This window comes from Dapis brunnea BLCC-M229, from assembly GCF_050015995.1.
Taxonomy (GTDB): domain Bacteria; phylum Cyanobacteriota; class Cyanobacteriia; order Cyanobacteriales; family Microcoleaceae; genus Trichodesmium.
On the sequence record NZ_JBNHEP010000111.1, the window covers coordinates 1 to 1,222 of the forward strand.

Genomic DNA, 1,222 nt, shown 5'->3' on the forward strand with positions numbered 1-1,222 from the left:
TAACTAAAGCTGCTTTACTTGTAAAATAATTTCATCAAAGCTATGGAGGTTTTGTTAAAGAAAAACGTAGGGAAGATGGGTCGAAAGATAGGGAACAAGCAAAGAATATTTACCCTGTTAGTTGTACCATATTAATCACTAAATCTAGCTTGATCTAATACTAATTGGAAAAAAGTTGGCTAAAGTAGGAGTTTAGTAACTAAATTTCTGTTGTTTAAGAGTCTCTAACTAAAGCTGCTTTACTTGTAAAATAATTTCATCAAAGCTATGGAGGTTTTGTCATAAAAAAATGAGTAGAATACTAGCATTGATCTATGGTGTGGTTTGTTATTTAATAGCATTGATAGCTTTTATTTACAGTATTGGTTTTATTGGCAACTTAATATTGCCAATAACACTAGATTCAAACTTGGATAGTTCTCTGATTAAGGGTTTATTAATTGATATTTTATTAATCGGTTTGTTTGGCATTCAACATAGTCTCATGGCTCGTCAAAGTTTCAAGAAATGGTGGACAAAAATAATTCCAGAACCTATAGAACGTAGCACTTATGTTTTGATGTCAGGTCTGATATTATTACTGTTATTTTGGCAATGGCATTCTCTCGGTGCAATTATTTGGAATATACAAAATCCCATAATTTATAATATTATTTATGGCATCTTTGCCTTGGGATGGTTAATTGTTTTCCTGAGCACTTTGATGATTAACCATTTTGATTTATTTGGCTTGCGACAAGTATATTTATATTGGCGTGGTCAGGAATATGAAGATTTAGGATTTAGAACTCCAGGGTTTTATAAATATAGTCGCCATCCGATTATGTTTGGTTTTGTTATTATTTTTTGGGCAGCTCCATTGATGACAATTTCTCATCTAGTTTTTGCTATGGGTACAACAATTTATGTGCTAGTAGGTATTAAATTAGAAGAGGTAGATATGATTTCTTTTTATGGAAATTTATATCAGGAATATCGGCAGCAAGTTTCAATGTTAATTCCTTTGCAAAGAATCAAATTAACTGAGCAAGAACTTCAGGAATAACTCTAATACCAATTTTTTAGGGAGTAGGGAGTAGGGAGTAGTAATTCGGGTTCAAGGAAATAGAAAATAAGAAAAAAAACTGCACCTGTTAAGCTTGAGAAATACTATCTATAATATAGATAAAAAATAATATCAAGTTGAAAAAATTATCAATGGCGCAGAAATTTATGGAAAAAA

General features: G+C 30.9%; 1 protein-coding gene. It reads left to right on the plus strand.

The window, feature by feature from the left end; translation table 11 throughout:
- Positions 1–289 precede the first annotated feature (289 nt).
- Positions 290–1,045 carry a methanethiol S-methyltransferase gene (gene mddA / locus ACP6PM_RS13935; RefSeq protein WP_426585547.1) on the plus strand — a complete coding sequence of 252 codons (756 nt, stop codon included), beginning with the start codon at positions 290–292 and terminating at the stop codon, positions 1,043–1,045.
- Positions 1,046–1,222 lie beyond the last annotated feature (177 nt).